This window comes from Pseudooceanicola onchidii (assembly GCF_004959925.1).
GTDB classification, from domain to species: domain Bacteria; phylum Pseudomonadota; class Alphaproteobacteria; order Rhodobacterales; family Rhodobacteraceae; genus Pseudooceanicola; species Pseudooceanicola onchidii.
Genome location: NZ_SPUW01000002.1, coordinates 986,473 through 1,002,456 on the forward strand (window position 1 = coordinate 986,473; position 15,984 = coordinate 1,002,456).

Annotated in this window: 15 protein-coding genes; 11 read left to right on the forward strand and 4 right to left on the reverse strand. The window is 65.1% G+C overall.

What is annotated here, in order from left to right:
• Positions 1–62 precede the first annotated feature (62 nt).
• The 4 genes from E4S58_RS12670 (at position 63) to E4S58_RS12685 (ending at position 4,417) form a co-directional block, all read left to right on the forward strand.
• On the forward strand, positions 63–1,427 hold the full coding sequence (locus tag E4S58_RS12670; protein ID WP_136636753.1) for a glutamine synthetase family protein: 1,365 nt from the start codon (positions 63–65) through the stop codon (positions 1,425–1,427).
• A gap of 1 nt (position 1,428) precedes the next feature.
• Positions 1,429–1,797, forward strand: a complete 369-nt coding sequence (locus tag E4S58_RS12675) for a VOC family protein (RefSeq protein WP_136636754.1) — start codon at positions 1,429–1,431, stop codon at positions 1,795–1,797.
• A complete protein-coding gene (locus tag E4S58_RS12680) occupies positions 1,790–3,175 on the forward strand; it encodes an aldehyde dehydrogenase family protein (protein WP_136636755.1) in 1,386 nt (461 codons plus the stop codon). Before E4S58_RS12675 ends, E4S58_RS12680 begins: the two co-directional genes overlap by 8 nt.
• Before the next feature lie 96 nt (positions 3,176–3,271).
• Complete coding sequence (locus E4S58_RS12685) at positions 3,272–4,417, forward strand: iron-containing alcohol dehydrogenase (RefSeq protein WP_136636756.1); 1,146 nt, start codon at positions 3,272–3,274, stop codon at positions 4,415–4,417.
• 156 nt (positions 4,418–4,573) lie between these two features.
• On the opposite strand, the gene E4S58_RS12690 is transcribed toward E4S58_RS12685, so the two are convergent.
• Both E4S58_RS12690 and E4S58_RS12695 read right to left on the reverse strand, forming a co-directional pair.
• Entirely contained in the window at positions 4,574–5,332 is a 759-nt protein-coding gene (locus E4S58_RS12690; RefSeq protein WP_136636757.1) for an SDR family NAD(P)-dependent oxidoreductase, read from the reverse strand.
• A complete protein-coding gene (locus E4S58_RS12695) occupies positions 5,332–7,167 on the reverse strand; it encodes a feruloyl-CoA synthase (RefSeq protein WP_136636758.1) in 1,836 nt (611 codons plus the stop codon). The genes E4S58_RS12690 and E4S58_RS12695 overlap by 1 nt, the downstream gene beginning before the upstream one ends.
• Before the next feature lie 83 nt (positions 7,168–7,250).
• Here E4S58_RS12695 and E4S58_RS12700 point away from each other — a divergent pair, with 83 nt between their 5' ends.
• From E4S58_RS12700 to E4S58_RS12715, 4 genes are all read left to right on the forward strand, one after another.
• On the forward strand, positions 7,251–8,045 hold the full coding sequence (locus E4S58_RS12700; RefSeq protein ID WP_136636759.1) for a crotonase/enoyl-CoA hydratase family protein: 795 nt from the start codon (positions 7,251–7,253) through the stop codon (positions 8,043–8,045).
• Complete coding sequence (locus tag E4S58_RS12705) at positions 8,042–8,512, forward strand: MarR family winged helix-turn-helix transcriptional regulator (protein WP_136636760.1); 471 nt, start codon at positions 8,042–8,044, stop codon at positions 8,510–8,512. Before E4S58_RS12700 ends, E4S58_RS12705 begins: the two co-directional genes overlap by 4 nt.
• Entirely contained in the window at positions 8,509–9,390 is an 882-nt protein-coding gene (locus tag E4S58_RS12710) for an amidohydrolase family protein (protein WP_136636761.1), read from the forward strand. The genes E4S58_RS12705 and E4S58_RS12710 overlap by 4 nt, the downstream gene beginning before the upstream one ends.
• A 226-nt stretch (positions 9,391–9,616) precedes the next feature.
• Positions 9,617–10,039, forward strand: coding sequence for a hypothetical protein (locus E4S58_RS12715; protein WP_136636762.1), 423 nt, complete (start codon positions 9,617–9,619; stop codon positions 10,037–10,039).
• Between the two features lie 210 nt (positions 10,040–10,249).
• Here the strand turns inward: E4S58_RS12715 and acuI are convergent, their stop codons facing one another.
• Positions 10,250–11,245: an acrylyl-CoA reductase (NADPH) gene (acuI, locus tag E4S58_RS12720; RefSeq protein ID WP_136636763.1), complete on the reverse strand. Its 996-nt coding sequence runs from the start codon at positions 11,243–11,245 to the stop codon at positions 10,250–10,252.
• Between the two features lie 141 nt (positions 11,246–11,386).
• Between acuI and dmdD the strand changes: the two genes are divergently transcribed.
• Together dmdD and E4S58_RS12730 are read left to right on the forward strand one after the other, a co-directional pair.
• The gene (dmdD, locus tag E4S58_RS12725) at positions 11,387–12,193 is read left to right on the forward strand and encodes a methylthioacryloyl-CoA hydratase (RefSeq protein ID WP_136636764.1); all 807 of its coding nucleotides are present in this window, start codon (positions 11,387–11,389) and stop codon (positions 12,191–12,193) included.
• Between the two features lie 111 nt (positions 12,194–12,304).
• On the forward strand, positions 12,305–13,456 hold the full coding sequence (locus E4S58_RS12730) for a WD40/YVTN/BNR-like repeat-containing protein (RefSeq protein WP_136636765.1): 1,152 nt from the start codon (positions 12,305–12,307) through the stop codon (positions 13,454–13,456).
• A 92-nt stretch (positions 13,457–13,548) separates the two neighbouring features.
• Here the strand turns inward: E4S58_RS12730 and E4S58_RS12735 are convergent, their stop codons facing one another.
• The gene (locus tag E4S58_RS12735) at positions 13,549–13,995 is read right to left on the reverse strand and encodes a MarR family winged helix-turn-helix transcriptional regulator (RefSeq protein WP_136636766.1); all 447 of its coding nucleotides are present in this window, start codon (positions 13,993–13,995) and stop codon (positions 13,549–13,551) included.
• A gap of 120 nt (positions 13,996–14,115) precedes the next feature.
• On the opposite strand from E4S58_RS12735, the gene E4S58_RS12740 reads away from it, so the two are divergent.
• Entirely contained in the window at positions 14,116–15,963 is a 1,848-nt protein-coding gene (locus E4S58_RS12740) for an FAD-dependent monooxygenase (protein ID WP_136636767.1), read from the forward strand.
• The last annotated feature ends 21 nt before the right edge of the window (positions 15,964–15,984 follow it).

Here is a 15,984-nt window from a genome sequence, read left to right on the forward strand (position 1 = left end):
AAGACTTGCAGGGTGGCCCCGTCGTGGGCCGCCCTGTCACGTGACACGGGAAAGGAAACGTCATGGCAGGCAACCTGTCGCTTGAGACGCTCAAGGAAATGGCCGCGACCGGAGAGATCGACACGGTCCTCGTCGCGCTGGTCGACATGCAGGGCCGCCTCATGGGCAAGCGGTTCCACGTGTCCAACTTCATCGATCACTCGATCGAGGAAACCCACTGCTGCAACTACCTGCTGGCGACCGACCTCGTGATGTCGACCCCGGACGGGTACAAGTCGACCTCGTGGGAATCCGGCTATGGCGATTACACGCTGAAGCCCGACCTTTCGACGCTGCGGCTGGTGCCCTGGCTGGACGGGACCGCGCTGGTCCTTGGCGATCTGGAAGATCACCACACGCACGCGCCGGTGCCGCACGCCCCGCGCGAGATGCTGAAGGCGCAGGTCAAGCGTCTGAAAGACATGGGCTTCGACGCCATGATGGCGACCGAGCTGGAATTCTTTCTGTTCGAAAAGGATTATCGGACATTACAGAAAGAAGGGTATCAGGAACTGGTCCCGCTGTCCGGCCATAACGAGGATTACAACCTTTTCCAGACCACCAAGGAAGAGGGCATCATGCGCCCGCTGCGCAACCATCTGGTCGGTGCGGGCATCCCGGTCGAGAACACCAAGGGCGAGGCCGAGATCGGCCAGCAGGAGCTGAACATCCGCTATGCCGATGCGATGGACTGCGCCGACAACCATACGATCGCCAAGCATGCGACCAAGGAAATCGCCTGGATGAACGGCCGTTCGGCCTCGTTCCTTGCGAAGTGGGCGTCTGACAAGGTGGGGTCCTCCAGCCACGTGCACATGTCGCTGTGGAAGGATGGCGAGGCCGCGTTTTTCGACAAGACCGACACGCACGGCATGTCCGACGTGATGAAAAGCTTTACCGCCGGGCTGCTGAAATACGCCCGCGATTACACCTTCTTCCTTGCGCCTTACATCAACAGTTACAAGCGGTTCGCCAAGGGCACCTTCGCGCCGACCAAATCCGTCTGGTCCGTCGACAACCGCACCGCGGCTTTCCGCCTGTGTGGCGAAGGGACCAAGGGCGTGCGCATGGAATGCCGTATCGGCGGGTCGGACCTGAACCCCTATCTTGCCCAAGCCGCGCTGCTGGCCGCGGGCATCAAGGGCATTGAGGAGGGGCTGAGCCTCGCCGCGCCGACCAAGGGTGATGTCTACGACGCCAAGGATGTCGAAGAGATCCCGACCTCGCTTCGGGAAGCCACGGAAACCCTTGCGGGATCGACCATGCTGCGCGAAGCCTTCGGCGATTTCGTGGTCGATCACTATGTCCGCTGCGCCCAGTGGGAGCAGGAGGAATACGACCGCGTGGTCACCGACTGGGAAATCGAGCGTGGGTTCGAAAGGTCCTGACATGATCGACAGCATCGACCACGTTGTGCTGACCGTCCGCGACATCGACGCGGCGGTCGCCTTCTACACCCGCGTGCTGGGGGTCGAGGTTGTCGCCTTTGCCGGAGGCCGGCGCGCGCTGGCCTTCGGGTCGCAGAAGATCAACCTCCAGACCCTGGGGCAGGAGGTGCGCAATCACGCCTGCATCGGGTCGGGGGATCTGTGCCTTGTCACGCAGTGGCCGGTTTCGGACGTTCTGAAACGACTGGCGGATGAGAATGTAGAGGTGGTGGAAGGACCGGTCGCGAAATCGGGCGCGCTCGGGCCGATCACCTCGGTGTACTTCAATGACCCCGATGGCAATCTGATCGAAGTGAGCCGCTATGACTGAAACTCTCAAGTGTATTTCCCCGATCGACGGATCGGTGTTCGCCGAACGCCCCGTCCTGTCGTTCGACGAGGCCCGGGCCGCCGCCGCGCGCGCCCGGCAGGCGCAGGCCGCATGGGCCGCCCGTCCGCTGCAGCAACGGATCGACCTGGTGATGGCCGGCGTGGCCGCCGTGGGCGCGATGAACGACGAGATCGTGCCGGAACTGGCGCAGATGATGGGCCGCCCGATCAAGTTCGGCGGCGAATTCAAGGGGTTCAATGAACGTGCGTCCTATTTGGCCGAGATCGCCGAAGACGCGCTGAAGGATATCGAGGTCGGCGAGGACGCGAGCTTCAAACGCTATATCCGCCGTCTGCCCTGGGGCGTCGTGCTGGTCGTCGCGCCCTGGAACTATCCCTACATGACCGCGATCAACACGGTCGCGCCGGCGCTGATTGCGGGCAATACGGTGGTGCTGAAACACGCGACCCAGACCCTTCTGGTGGGCGAACGCATGGCGCGGGCCTTCCATTCCGCGGGCGTGCCCGAGGATGTCTTCCAGAACGTCTTCCTGTCCCATGACACGACCGACGCGCTGCTCAAGGCGCGGGCGTTCGATTTCGTGAACTTCACCGGGTCCGTCGGCGGCGGGCAGGCGATGGAACGCGCGGCGGCAGGCACCTTCGTGCCGGTGTCGACCGAGCTTGGCGGCAAGGACCCGGGCTATGTCATGGAGGACGCGGATCTGGATGCGGCCGTCGACACGCTGATGGACGGCGCGCTGTTCAATTCGGGTCAGTGCTGCTGCGGCATCGAACGGATCTACGTGCACGAATCGCTCTATGACGCCTTTGTCGAAAAGGCCGTGGCCTGGGCCAAGTCGCTGAAGCTGGGCAACCCGATGGACCCCGACACCACGATCGGCCCGATGGCCAACGTGCGGTTCGCCCGTGAGGTCCGCGCGCAGATCGACGCGGCGGTCGCGGCGGGGGCTACGGCGCACCTTCCGGTCGATCCGGCGGATGACGGAGGCGCCTACCTGACGCCGCAGGTCCTGACCGGCGTGACCCACGACATGGAGGTCATGCGCGAGGAAAGTTTTGGCCCCGTGGTCGGCATCATGAAGGTGTCGTCGGATGACGAGGCCGTGGCGCTGATGAACGACAGCAAGTACGGGCTGACAGCCTCGCTCTGGACGCAGGACCTTGACCGGGCCGTGGCCGTGGGCGACCGGATCGAAACCGGGACCGTTTTCATGAACCGCGCCGATTACCTTGATCCGGGCCTCTGCTGGACCGGCTGCAAGGATACCGGGCGCGGGGGCGGGCTGTCGGTGATCGGCTACCAGAACCTGACCCGTCCAAAATCCTATCATCTCAAGCGTTTGGGAAATGCTTGATCAACACGGATCGCCGATGGCCCGAGAGCGCGCAGCGCGGCAGGGCATCGGGGATGCATCAGATTTATCAAACGCTAGAACGAAGAAGGTGACGAAATGAGCCCGACTGCCAACTGGTCCTATCCCACGGCCATCCGTTTCGGGGCCGGCCGCATCGCCGAGCTGCCCGAGGCCTGCATCGCCGCAGGCATGAAGAACCCGCTTCTCGTGACCGACAAGGGTCTGAAAAGCATGGAGATCACGACCAAGGCGCTTGATATCCTCGATGCTGCCGGTCTGGGTCGTGGGCTTTTTGCCGAGGTCGATCCCAACCCGTCCGAGGTCAACCTTGAGGCCGGGCTGAAGGTCTATCGCGAGGGCGAACATGACGGCGTGATCGCCTTTGGCGGCGGCTCCGGCCTTGATCTGGGCAAGATGGTCGCCTTCATGGCCGGCCAGTCGCGGCCGGTCTGGGATTTCGAGGATATCGGTGACTGGTGGACCCGCGCGGACCCCGCAGGCATCGCCCCGATCATCGCCGTTCCCACCACCGCCGGGACGGGATCCGAGGTCGGCCGCGCCTCGGTCATCACGAACTCTGAAACGCATGTGAAGAAGATCATCTTCCATCCCAAGGTCCTGCCCACGGTGGTGATCTGCGACCCGGAACTGACCGTGGGCATGCCCAAACACATCACCGCAGGCACCGGCCTTGATGCCTTTGCGCATTGCGTCGAGGCGTTTTCCTCGCCTTTCTACCATCCGATGTCGCAGGGCATAGCGCTGGAGGGGATGCGTCTGGTGATCGAGAACCTGCCGCGCGCCTACAAGGACGGGTCGGATATCGAGGCGCGGGCGAACATGATGTCCGCCGCCGCCATGGGCGCGACCGCCTTCCAGAAGGGGCTGGGTGCAATCCACGCGATGAGCCACCCGATCGGCGCGGTCTATGGCACGCACCACGGCACGACCAATGCGGTCTGTATGCCCGCCGTGCTGGACCTCAATGCGCCTGAAATCACGGATCGCTTCGACAAGGCGGCCGGATACCTTGGTATTTCAGGTGGTTACAAGGGCTTCAGAAGCTTCGTGAATGACTTCAACGACAGCTTTGCCATCCCCAAGGGTCTGGGCGAGATAGGTGTCGAGGCCGACCGGATCGACGATCTGGTCGCTATGGCGCTGGAAGATCCGTCCTGCGGTGGCAACCCGGTCAAGCTGACGGCCGAGAACCTCAAGGCGTTGTTCGAAGCGGCGATGTGAGGCCGTGGGGGCTCTGCCCCCGCGCCTGCGGCGCGCCCCCGAGGTATTTTGGACCAGAAGAAGGCGGGTCGCGTCTGTGACTGGACGGGACAGCGAGCTGAGAAATGGGAAACCCCGCGTGGAATGACCGCGCGGGGTTTCTTCTGTTTGAGGTGATTACTTCGGGGCCATCCGGATCGCGCCGTCCAGGCGCACGACCTCACCGTTCATGTACTGCGTTTCCACCATGAACTTGACCGTGTTGGCAAAATCCGCCGGATCGCCCAGCCGCGAGGGGTAGGGGACCTGGTGGCCAAGGCTTTCCTGCACGTCCTCGGGCAGCGACGCCAGCAGCGGCGTCTTGAAGATGCCGGGCGCGATGGTGTTCACGCGGATCCCCGACCGGGCCAGTTCGCGCGCCATCGGAAGCGTCATGCCGACGATCCCGCCCTTGGAGGCGGAATAGGCGGTCTGGCCGATCTGGCCGTCGAAGGCTGCGACCGAGGCGGTGTTGACGATCACGCCCCGCGCATTGTCGTCGATCGGGTCGCGGTCCAGCATCCGCGCGGAGGCCAGACGGGCGACGTTGAAGGTGCCGATCAGGTTGACCTTGATGACCGTCTCGAAGTTCGCCAGCGGCATCGGGCCGTTCTTGCCGACCATCTTTTCCGGCGGGCCGATGCCCGCGCAGTTCACGACGATCCGCAAGGGCGCGCCGCTGTCGGCGATATCGATGGCCTTCTGGACGTCCTCTTCCGAGGTCACGTCACCCGCTGCGGCCCGTCCGCCGATGGCCTTCGCGGCGGCCTCGGCGGCCTCGGCGTTGCGGTCCAGCACGGTGACCTCGGCGCCTGCATCCGCCAGCATCTGGGCAACCGCCAGGCCCAGGCCCGATCCGCCACCGGTGACAAGCGCGCCACTTCCTTGAATTTTCATCAGTTTCCTCCCTTCGGGCGGATGACGTCCGGATCATCCGCATACAATCTGTCGACCAGGTCGGCGCGGTGCCGCAGCACGGCGCGCTGGTTGACCGAACCTTTGTCCGTAACTTCCCCCTTGTCGAGGTCCAGCGGCGATTTCATCAGCATCACGGCGGTCACCCGGGTCGAAGATCCGCCGTCCGCCGCCCCATGGGCCGCCAGCCGCGCGGCCACAGCGTCGCGCACGGCGGGGTGGTCCAGCAGGGCATCTTCGGTCGCATCGGGGGCGAGGGCTGCCAGCCGCGCCCGGTCGGGCACCAGAAGCGCGGTCAGACGGTCGCGGTTTTCCCCCGCAATTACCGCGTCCGAGGCCAGGCCCCCCATCTGGTCGACCAGTTTCGCGCGCAGGGCGCCGACTGCGACCCAGGTGCCGGTCTGAAGTTTGAAGTTTTCGGCAATTCTGCCATCAAAGAAAAAGCCCTTCCAGGGGTTGCCCTCTTCGGCAAAGCGCAGGGCGTCGCCCAGCATGTAGAAGCCTTCGTCGTCAAAGGCCTTTTCGGTCATTTCAGGATTGCGCCAATAGCCGGGCGTGACGTTCGGCCCCTTGATGCGGACCTCAAGCTTGCCTTCGTTGGGCACCAGTTTCATCACCACCCCCTGGCTGGGGATGCCGACATTGCCGGGCCCGGTCTGCGGGTCGGTACAGTACAGACTGAACGGTGCGGTTTCCGTCGATCCAAGGCCGGTCGACATCAGCACCTTGTGGCCGACGGTCTGTTCGGCCAGTTCCTCAAGCCGGGTCCAGGTGTGCTGCGCCAGGCCCGCGCCGGCATACATCATGTGCTTGAGATTACGAAAGAAACTCTCGCGCAGTTCATCGTCCGTTTCCATCGCCTTGGCCAGCGCCTCGAACCCGGCGGGGACGGTCAGGTGCCAGTTGGGGGAAATCTCGCGCAGGTTGAGGATGGTTTCGGCCATGCCGCCGGGCGTCGGCTTGCCGTGGTCGATGTAGTAGGTGCCGCCGTTGTAGAGCACCATGTTGAAGACCTTGTTGCCGGCGGCCGTATGGCTCCACGGCAGCCAGTTGACGACCACGGGCGGCTCGTCCCGCAGGAAGGCATAGCAATCCGCCACGATCTCCTGGTTCGAGGCCAGCATGCGGTTGGTCTGGGTCACCGCCTTGGGGGTGCCGGTCGTGCCGGAGGTGCAGAGGAACTTGACCACCGTGTCAGGGCCGGTGGCCAGATGCGCGGTGCGCACGGCCTCGGTCGGCTCGGCCTGCGCGTCGGCCCACAGGGTCGTCTGGCGGCCCGCGACCGTCCCTTCGCAGGTCACGACGGTCACATCCGCGGGCAGGGCCTTGAGGATTGCGTCCTCGAAGGGTGCGGCGGTCTGGGCAAAGACCAGCCCGGGGGTGATCTGGTCGGCGATCCCGCGCAGCTTTTGATAGTCAGACGCGACCAACGCATAGGCGGGGGAAATCGCGGCTGACGGTATGCCGACATATTGTGCCGCCAGCGCGATCATCGCGTGTTCCAGCGTGTTTTCCGACAGGATCATGACGGGCCGGTCGGTCGACAGCCCCTGCGTCAGCAGCCACTGACCCACCCGCGCCACGGTGTCCGCGAGCTGCGCATAGGTGACCGTGCGCCAGTCATCGCCGTCCCGTTCGGCCATCCAGATGGTGTCGGGCGTGCGTTCGGCCCAATGGTCGATCCGGTCGGTCATCCGGTCGGGGTAGGGGGCGATGTCATCGCCGCGCCAGATCAACCATGAGCCGTCGGCGCGTTTGTCCCATTGCAGGTCGGGCTGCCACAGCCGGGCGGGCCGATATCCGGGTGCATCTGCCATGGGGTCTCCTCCTCCGGCGATAAATTCGTTTACAAGGAAACAATTTTCTGGGAAACAATCAATGACGAAAATGAGGTGCCCCGATGACCGACCAGACAATTGACCCCGAAATCGTCCTTTACGAGCTGGATGGCGATGTGGCGATCATCACCCTGAACCGTCCCGAAAAGCGCAATGCCGTCAGTGACCGTCTGATCGCGGCGCTGGCCGAGGCGGTCAAGCGGGCGCAGGCCGAGGCCAAGGCGGCCGTGATCTGTGGCGAGGGCAAGCATTTCTGCGCCGGGCTGGACCTGGCTGAACACGTCAAGCGGACGCCGATCGAAGGGGTGCATCATTCGCGCCTGTGGCACGCGGTGTTCGAGACGATCGAAGGCGGAACCATCCCGTTTTTCAGCGCCTTGCACGGCGCGGTCGTCGGTGGCGGGCTGGAGCTTGCCTCGGCCACGCATGTGCGGATCGCGGATGAGACGACGTTCTTCGCCCTGCCCGAAGGGACGCGCGGGATCTTCGTGGGCGGCGGTGCCTCGGTCCGGGTGGGGCGGCTGTGCGGTGTGGCGCGGATGACCGACATGATGCTGACCGGGCGCACCGTTTCGGCCGAGAAGGGCGAGGACTGGAACCTGTGCCAGTACGTGGTCGAGGCCGGGACCGCCCGCGCCTTTGCCGTTGATCTGGCCCACAAAGCCGCCAAGAATGCCGAGATGTCGAACTATGCCATCCTGCACGCGCTGCCCCGGATCAACGACATGGCCCGCAGCGACGGGCTGTTCGTCGAAAGCTTCGTCGCCTCGATGACCCAGACCTCGCCCGAGGCCGAAGAACGGCTGAACGCCTTCCTCAACAAGACCGCCGCGCGTCTGGCGCATCCGGGCTCATGAGCAAGGACGGCGCCCCCGATGCGGAGGTCGGCATCGACCTTGGTGCGCTGAGCAATTCGCTCGGGTTCCTGTTCCGCATGGGGCAGATCGAAGTCTTCGGCATGTTCTACGACGCGCTCGGGAAGCTGGGGCTGAAGCCGGGCGAATTTTCGGTCCTCTGGGTCGTGCATCTGAATCCCGGCGTGCGTCAGGGGTCGGTGGCGCAGACGCTGCGGATCAAGCCCGCGCATATGACCAAGCTGGTGCGCGCCTTCGAAGAGGACGGGTTGCTGGACCGGCATATCCCCGAATCCGACCGGCGCGGCATCGAGCTGCGCCTGACGCCCAAGGGCGAGGGCTTCGTGGCCGATCATGCCGAGGAATTTTTCACCTATGCCCGCAGTGAGGCAAACCGGCTGACCCGCAAGGAGGCGGAGCAGTTGATTCACCTGCTGCAGAAATTCACCCGACTGGGAGGACAGACATGAAATTCGACGATCTCGTCGCGATCGACATTCACACCCACGCCGAAGAGCCCTGCAACCACGGGCGCGACGACGGCTACAACGAATTTCAGGCCGGGATGGCCAAGTATTTCCGCAACCCCGCCGGGGCCGAGGGGATGCTGCCCACGGTGCCGCAGACGGCCGAATATTTCCGCGAACGCAAGATCGGCGCGGTGATCTTTCCGGTGGATGCCGAACGCGAGACGGGGTTCAAGCGGTACTCGAACGAAGAGGTCGCGCAGCTTTGTGCCGAGAATGACGACATCCTGATCCCCTTCGCCTCGATCGATCCCCACAAGGGCAAGGCGGGCGTGCGCGAGGTGCGGCGGCTGGTGCGGGACTTCGGCGTGCGGGGCTTCAAGTTCCATCCGACGATGCAGGGTTTCTGGCCGAACGATCACAAGATCGCCTACGAGATGTACCAGGCCATCGAAGAAGAAGGCGCGATCGCGCTGTTCCACACCGGGCAGACCGGCGTGGGGTCGGGAATGCGGGGCGGCATGGGGATGCGGCTGAAGTACTCCAACCCGGTGCATGTCGATGACGTGGCCGTGGACTTTCCGGACATGAAGATCATCCTCGCGCACCCTTCCTTCCCATGGACCGAAGAGGGGCTGATGGTCGCGACGCACAAGCCGAACGTCTATATCGACATGTCCGGCTGGTCGCCCAAGTACTTCCCCGAGATCTTCATCAAGTATGCCAACACGATCCTGAAGAAGAAGATGCTCTTCGGGTCGGACTGGCCCGCGATCACGCCCGACCGCTGGCTCAAGGACTTCGAGGAAATCGCGATCAAGGACGAGGTCCGGCCGCTGATCCTGAAGGAAAACGCGATGCGGCTGCTGGGCGCGGCCTGAGATCGTTAAACTTCTCGATAACCAGTCGGGAAGATAAACTTCAGACCTTGGTCACGAAGCGTCAATCTTCCTTTCGAAATTGAGTGCAATTTCAAACCCCTGCGGCAGAAATGCGGCAGGGGTTCCGCGTTGGCCCGGGTTTGTCGTGCGTTAAGGTGCTGGAAAGGCCTTGTGTCTTAATTTTTGGTTGCCGGGAAACGGCCCGGTGAGCATTCGGGATAGCACAATGATGCAATCGCAAGGTGGTTTGCCATTTGCCGAAGTGGCCCGGGTCAGTGAGACACAGCTGTCGGCGACCCAGAAGCAGATCGTGGACAGGATGCTGTCCAGGTACGACACGACCGGATTGTCGCGGGGCGAAGCCGTCGCGTTGATGAATGACATCGATGACATCGGCGTCCAGCCCGTTCGCGAAGCGACCCGAGCGGGAGAAGTCGCGGCTGCGGCGCGGGACAAGCCCAAGATCGCCCGCAACAGCCCGGGGTGGCCGGACAGCCCAAGGGTCCTTACCCTTGCCACCATCGTGCAGGAGCTGCTGGCGAACACCGATGACATTCCGCCGGAAGAGGATTTCACAACCCAGCTTCTTCAGAAGCTAGAGGAAGCCGGGCTGGATACCACGAAGCCGATCGTGGATTTCTACGCCTGACGCCGTGGTGACGGCGGGGCTTGCCGAATTGGCGGAGCGTCTGTGCCCTTGTCGCGGACAAGGTTCCGGCACCGTGCGGTCCGACTCTGGGGCCTGATGTCAGGAGTTCTTGATTGGGGGGTGGGGCGGCCCCCCTCCCTGACCCTCCCCCCGGGGGGAGGAGGGGATTGCGTTGTACTGGGCTGGCGGGGGTGCGCCCTATCGGGGTGATCAGTCGACCTTGAACAGCAGACGGCCGCGGATTTTGCCGTCGATCAGCTTGGGCGCGATGTCGGCCACGTCCTTCAGGTCAGCTTCCTGCGTGATCTCGGCCAGTTTGGCCCGGTCAAGGTGCTGATCCAGCAGCGCCCAGGCGGCTTCGCGACGTGCCTTCGGGGCCATCACGCTGTCGACGCCGGCAAGGGTCACGCCGCGCAGGATGAAGGGCATCACGGTGGCGGGCAGGTCGAAGCCCTGCGCCAGACCACAAGCCGCGACGGTGCCGTCGTACTTCATCTTGGACAGGACATTGGCCAGCGTGGTCGAGCCGACGGAATCGACGGCGCCGGCATAAAGCTCCTTGTCGAGCGGACGGCCCTTGTCGGACAGGGTGTTGCGGTCAACGATCTCGGTCGCGCCGAGGGATTTCAGATAGTCCGCTTCCTCGGGCCGCCCGGTCGAGGCCGCGACGGTGAACCCCATGGCCGCCAGCAGGGCGACCGAAAACGATCCGACGCCGCCGTTCGCGCCGGTCACCAGCACGGGGCCGGCCTCGGGCGTCAGGCCCGCGTCAAGCAGGCGCTGCACGCAGAGCGCGGCGGTATAGCCGGCGGTGCCGATGGCCATGCAGTCTGCACCCGAAAGCCCGGCCGGTTTCTTCAGCAGCCAGTCGGATTTCATCCGGGCGTATTGCGCATAGCCGCCCCAGTGCACTTCGCCCACGCCCCAGCCGTTCATGATGACCTCGTCCCCGACCGCGAAATCGGGACTGTCCGAGGCCGTGACCTCTCCGGCGATGTCGATGCCGGGCACCATCGGAAAGCGGCGGACCACGGGGCTTTTGCCGGTGATGGCCAGCGCATCCTTGTAATTCATCGTGGTGTGACGCACGCGGATGGTCACGTCACCCTCGGGCAGATCGTCGGTGCTGACCGTGGTCCAGCCGCCTGACTGCTGCTTGGTCTCTTCGTCGCGCGTGATGACAAAGGCTTCGAATGTCTCGGCCATGGGGGTCTCCTCTCTCTCTTGCCCTTTGGTTAGCGGGTCGGTCTGGCGCCGTCGAGTCCGGTCGGGGTTGCACCCGGCGCAAGGCCGGCCAATTCTGGCGCGACGGCCCGGGAGGAGGGCCGGTTAAGCAAAGGACCTGACATGCCGCTCGATCTTGATATCACCCGTTTTGCCAACCTCGCGCTCGATCCGCAGGACGACGGCGTCTGGGTGGTGACCCTGAACCGCCCGCACAAGCGCAATGCGCTGGATCTGGCCACGGTCGAAGAACTGGTCGACTTCTTCTCGACCGCCCCGCGTGCCGGGGTGCGGGCCGTGGTGCTGCGCGGCGCGGGCGATCATTTCTGTGCCGGTCTGGACCTGATCGAACACCATGACGCCGACCGCAGCCCGGCGGATTTCATGCATGTCTGCCTGCGCTGGCACGAGGCCTTCAACAAGATGGAATACGGCGGTGTCCCCGTCATCGCGGCGCTGACCGGGGCGGTCGTCGGCGGCGGGCTTGAACTTGCGGCCTCGGCCCATGTGCGGGTGATGGACGAGACGACCTATTTCGCCCTGCCCGAGGGGCAGCGGGGCATCTTTACCGGCGGTGGCGCGACGATCCGGGTGTCGGACCTGATCGGCAAGGCGCGGATGCTGGACATGATCCTGCTGGGGCGCGTGCACCAGGGGCAGGAGGCGGTGGACCTGGGACTGGCGCAGTACCGGGTCGAGGGGTCGTCGTTTGACAAGGCGATGGAGCTGGCCCGGCGCGCAGCCGAAAACCTGCCGCTGACCAACTTTGCCATCTGTTCCGCGATCAGCCACATGCAGAACATGTCGGCGTTGGACGCGGCCTATGCGGAAAGCTGCGTCGCGGGGATCGTGAACACCCAGCCCGCCGCCCGCGAACGGCTGGCCGCCTTTGCCGACAAGAGCGCGGCGCGGATCCGGCCGAATTCGTGATCCCTGGCTGACAATCGCGCAACTCCGCCTATTTAACGTGATCGCGAAATAACCTTAGGTCAAGCTGTGGGGCTGGCATAGGCTGGCCCCGCGCGGCATGGGGGAATCAGCATGGGCGAGATCACGGTACTGGTCGGCACCACCAAGGGGGCCTTCCTGATCGATGGCAGGTCGGGGCGGTCGGGATGGGCCGTGCGCGGCCCGTTCTGTGACGGCTGGGGCATCAACCACGTCATCGGCGACCCCGAGACCGGCGTGATCTGGGCGGGCGGCGGCGGCGACTGGTCGGGTGCGGGCGTCTGGCGGTCCGAGGACCATGGCGACAGCTGGCACCTGACCCGGCTGACCAAGGGTCAGATGGATGACTGGGCGGCCAACGACGAAAGCTTCGCCAAGATGATCGGCTGGACGGAGGCGCCCCTGCCGTTCGAGGGGTTCAGCCAAGTCTGGTCGCTGCATCGGGCGGACGGCAAGCTTTATGCCGGGATGAAGCCCGCAAGCCTGCTTGTCAGCGAAGACGGCGGCGCGCGTTTCGAAGAACTGCAGGGGCTGGCGCAGCATCCCACGCGCGACAGCTGGAACCCCGGCGGGGCGGGGCTGGTGCTGCACACGATCGTGTCGGACCCGCAGGCGCCGGGGAAGATGTGGATCGGGATTTCCGCCGCCGGGGTCTTTGCCACAGAAGACGGCGGCGCGACCTGGGAGCGGCGCAACCGTCTGGGCAATGCGGGGGCCTGTGCCGATCATCACCACCCGGCGGGGCCCGAAGGTGGAGAGATCGGGCATTGCGTGCACAACATGGTGCGGGCGCCGGGGGGCGGTGACCTGATGTACCAGCAGAACCACCACGGCGTCTGGCGGTCGCGCGATGGCGGGCGCAACTGGGATGACGTGACAGCGGGGCTGCCGTCGACCTTCGGGTTTCCGATCCAGGTGCATCCGCGGGATCCTGCTGTCGTCTGGACCCTGCCGCTGAACGGCGACATGGCGGGGCGCTTTCCGCCCGATGCGGCTGCGGCGGTCTGGAAAAGCACCGACGGCGGCGACAGCTGGGCGGCCAAACGGGATGGCCTGCCGCAGGTATCGTGTTTCTTTACCGTGTTGCGGCAGGCGATGGCGGGGGATCGCGCGGATCCGGCGGGGGTCTACTTCGGCACGAACTCCGGTTCGGTCTTTGCCAGCGTGGACGAAGGCGAAAGCTGGTCGGAAATCGCGCGCCACCTGCCGACGGTGCTTTCGGTCGAGGTGTTGCAGCGCGGGTGAGGGGCGTCGCGGTTTCGGGGGAGAGGGGCTGGCCCCCTCACCCTAACCCTCTCCCCCGAGGGAAGAGGGGATCCCGGCGCCTGTCGTGGGCGTCAGTCCCCTGACGTCGCGGTGGCCTTCTGGGCCAGCGCGATGAACTGGGCGTATTCCTGCGGGGTGAGGCCGGGAAGGATGTCGGCCTGCAGCGCTTCGACCACGGGGGTCAGTTCGGCCAGCAGGGCGCGGCCCTGGGGCGTCAGCGCCAGCACGCGGGCGCGTTTGTCGCGCGGGCTGACGTCGCGGGTCAGCAGGCCCTTCTGTTCCAGCCGGTCGACCACGGCGCCGGTGGTGGCGCGGTCCTTGGCGATGGCCTCGGCCAGGCCCGCCTGATCGACACCCTCGTTCTGGCCGATGGCATCCAGCGCGACGAACTGGATCGGCGTCACGTCATGGCCCGCGGCCTTCACGCCCTCGGTGAACACCTTTGTCGACAGCTGGTGCAGCCTGCGGATCAGGTGGCCGGGCAGGGCGGCGCTGCGGGTCTTGATCTGGTCTGGCATGGAAACCTCTCGTCCTGACAGATGCTTATCGGAAAAAGATATGTCGGCATACTTTTTTCTTTGCGCTCGGCTGGAATCGCTGTAATTGATATGTTGACTTATCAATTTCGGGAGGATGCCATGCAATATCACCTGACCGGGTTTCGTCCCGGCGATCCGGAGCTTCATCCCGCCGCTCGGACGCAGGGCCCGCTGCCCGAAACGCTCGACGTGCTGATCGTCGGCTGCGGGCCGGCCGGGCTGACGCTGGCGGCCTATCTGGCGGGTTTCCCGGGGATCGAAACGCGCATCGTCGAACGCAAGGACGGGCCGCTGGAAAAGGGGCAGGCCGACGGGATTTCCTGCCGCTCGATGGAGATGTTCCAGGCCTTCGGCTTTGCCGACACGGTGATGCGGCAGGGCTATTGGGTGAACGAGGTCACCTTCTGGAAGCCCGACCCCGCTGATCCGTCGCGCATCACCCGCAACGGCCGGATCCGCGATGTTGAAGAGGGGCTGTCGGAAATGCCCCACATGATCCTCAACCAGGCGCGGGTGCATGACATGTACCTTGAGGTCATGCGCAAATCGCCCTCGCGGCTGGTGCCGGACTATGGGCTGAAGCTGGTCGACCTGGACGCGACGGGCACGGGTGATCATCCGGTGACGGTCACGCTGGAACAGCCGGACGGCACGCAGAAAGTGGTCCGCGCGCGCTATGTCGTCGGCTGTGACGGCGCCCGGTCCGAGGTGCGCCGTGCCATTGGCCGCGAGCTGAAGGGCGACAGCGCCAACCATGCCTGGGGGGTGATGGACGTCTTGGTGAATACCGATTTCCCGGACGTGCGGGTGAAGTCGCTGATCCAGTCCGAGGCGGAAGGCACCGTGCTGATCATCCCGCGCGAGGGCGGCTACCTGGCGCGGTTCTACATCGAGGTCGACAAGCTGGCCGAGGGGGAGCGCGTCCGGTCGCGCAACATCCGGGTCGAGGATCTGATCGCCGCCGCCGGGCGCATCCTGCGGCCCTACACGCTGGACGTGCGCGACGTGGTCTGGTGGTCGGTCTACGAGATCGGGCAGCGGCTGACCGACCGGTTCGACGACGCCGAAGATGGCGCGCTGCCGCATGTCTTCATCGCCGGGGACGCCTGCCACACCCACAGCCCCAAGGCGGGGCAGGGGATGAACGTGTCAATGGGCGATGCGTTCAATCTGGGCTGGAAGCTGGTGCAGGTGCTGACGGGGCGGTCCGATCCGGCGTTGCTGGCAAGCTATTCCGAGGAACGGCAGGCCGTGGCGCAGGACCTGATCGACTTTGACCGCGAATGGTCGCGGGTGATCTCGGCGCGGGATGCCGGGGGCGGGGAGACGCCGAAGTTCCAGGAGGCTTTCATCAAGAACGGGCGCTACACGGCTGGGATGTCGGTGGTCTATGCCCCCTCGGCCCTGACCGGCGACGGAGCGCATCAGGCGCTGGCCACGGGGTATCCGGTCGGCGCGCGGTTCCATTCGGCGCCGGTCGTGCGGCTGGCCGATTCCAAGGCGATGGAGCTGGGGCATGTCATTGGGGTGTCGGCCCGCTGGACGGTCTTTGCCTTTGCGCCCGAGGGCGACGGCGGGCAGGCGGGGGGCGCGCTGGCACGGGCCTGCGAGGGTGTCGCCCGCGTCGCCGCCGGCATCACGCCAGAGGGGGCCGATGCGGATGCGGTCATCGACCTGCGCGCGGTCCTGCCCGAAGGCCACAGGGACCTGGCTTACGAGGTCATGCCGGAGGTGCTGAAGCCCAGGAAGGGCCCCCTCGGCCTGATGGATTATGAAAAGGTTTTTGCGCGTGGGGAGGGGGCGGATATCTACGATCTGCGTGAGATCGATCGTACGCGTGGCGCGCTGGTCGTGGTGCGGCCGGACCAGTATGTCGCCACCATCCTGCCGCTGGAGGATACGCAGGGCCTGGCGGCGTTCTTTGCCGGCGTGTTCCGGGCGGTGTGACGCGGCGGGGCTGGCTCTGTC

What these genes read in the sequence shown, in the direction of transcription:
- E4S58_RS12735 (WP_136636766.1), bottom strand. Translation starts at nt 13,995, where the DNA reads ATGCCAGACCAGATCAAGACCCGCAGCGCCGCCCTGCCCGGCCACCTG.
- dmdD (WP_136636764.1), top strand. Translation starts at nt 11,387, where the DNA reads ATGCCGCTCGATCTTGATATCACCCGTTTTGCCAACCTCGCGCTCGAT.
- acuI (WP_136636763.1), bottom strand. Translation starts at nt 11,245, where the DNA reads ATGGCCGAGACATTCGAAGCCTTTGTCATCACGCGCGACGAAGAGACC.
- E4S58_RS12740 (WP_136636767.1), top strand. Translation starts at nt 14,116, where the DNA reads ATGCAATATCACCTGACCGGGTTTCGTCCCGGCGATCCGGAGCTTCAT.
- E4S58_RS12715 (WP_136636762.1), top strand. Translation starts at nt 9,617, where the DNA reads ATGATGCAATCGCAAGGTGGTTTGCCATTTGCCGAAGTGGCCCGGGTC.
- E4S58_RS12705 (WP_136636760.1), top strand. Translation starts at nt 8,042, where the DNA reads ATGAGCAAGGACGGCGCCCCCGATGCGGAGGTCGGCATCGACCTTGGT.
- E4S58_RS12730 (WP_136636765.1), top strand. Translation starts at nt 12,305, where the DNA reads ATGGGCGAGATCACGGTACTGGTCGGCACCACCAAGGGGGCCTTCCTG.
- E4S58_RS12690 (WP_136636757.1), bottom strand. Translation starts at nt 5,332, where the DNA reads ATGAAAATTCAAGGAAGTGGCGCGCTTGTCACCGGTGGCGGATCGGGC.
- E4S58_RS12675 (WP_136636754.1), top strand. Translation starts at nt 1,429, where the DNA reads ATGATCGACAGCATCGACCACGTTGTGCTGACCGTCCGCGACATCGAC.
- E4S58_RS12700 (WP_136636759.1), top strand. Translation starts at nt 7,251, where the DNA reads ATGACCGACCAGACAATTGACCCCGAAATCGTCCTTTACGAGCTGGAT.
- E4S58_RS12695 (WP_136636758.1), bottom strand. Translation starts at nt 7,167, where the DNA reads ATGGCAGATGCACCCGGATATCGGCCCGCCCGGCTGTGGCAGCCCGAC.
- E4S58_RS12680 (WP_136636755.1), top strand. Translation starts at nt 1,790, where the DNA reads ATGACTGAAACTCTCAAGTGTATTTCCCCGATCGACGGATCGGTGTTC.
- E4S58_RS12685 (WP_136636756.1), top strand. Translation starts at nt 3,272, where the DNA reads ATGAGCCCGACTGCCAACTGGTCCTATCCCACGGCCATCCGTTTCGGG.
- E4S58_RS12710 (WP_136636761.1), top strand. Translation starts at nt 8,509, where the DNA reads ATGAAATTCGACGATCTCGTCGCGATCGACATTCACACCCACGCCGAA.
- E4S58_RS12670 (WP_136636753.1), top strand. Translation starts at nt 63, where the DNA reads ATGGCAGGCAACCTGTCGCTTGAGACGCTCAAGGAAATGGCCGCGACC.